Raw genomic sequence first — 371 nt, 5'->3', positions numbered from 1 at the left:
AAGATTATGATCCAGAGTTGGTCAAAGCGCAGCGTGAAGGCTTATATCAGCAAGTGGCAGAGATGCTAAAAGACCAATGGGCAGTACTTTATAAGCAGCTGCCCATGCAGTCTTATGAAGATAGCGCCGCCGCTCGTGGTACTCGTGCCTTGCGCAATGTGATATTAGACATGGCATTGACGGCTAACGTTGATGGTGCCAATGAATGGGCACAGCAGCAGTATGACAATGCCAGCTGTATGACGGAACGTTTTGGTGCATTAAAAGTGATGGTTAATCATCAATTGGCAGATGCGGATGCCTATTTGGCGGACTTTTATCAACGTTTCCAAGCAAATGACTTGGTTATCGATTTATGGTTTAGTGTGCAA

The 371-nt window shown here is 45.6% G+C and carries 1 protein-coding gene; it reads left to right on the top strand.

All coding sequences use genetic code 11. The annotated features are described in order from the left end of the window. The coding region (locus AAEZ03_RS26215; RefSeq protein WP_350582674.1) for an aminopeptidase N C-terminal domain-containing protein at nucleotides 1-371 on the top strand (371 nt) is incomplete at both ends.

Source organism: Pseudomonas sp. HY2-MNA-CIBAN-0224, assembly GCF_040310285.1.
Lineage (GTDB): Bacteria > Pseudomonadota > Gammaproteobacteria > Pseudomonadales > Pseudomonadaceae > Aquipseudomonas > Aquipseudomonas helleri.
The sequence above is the reverse complement of the archived record's forward strand: the minus strand, read 5'-3'. Positions and strand labels throughout refer to the sequence as shown.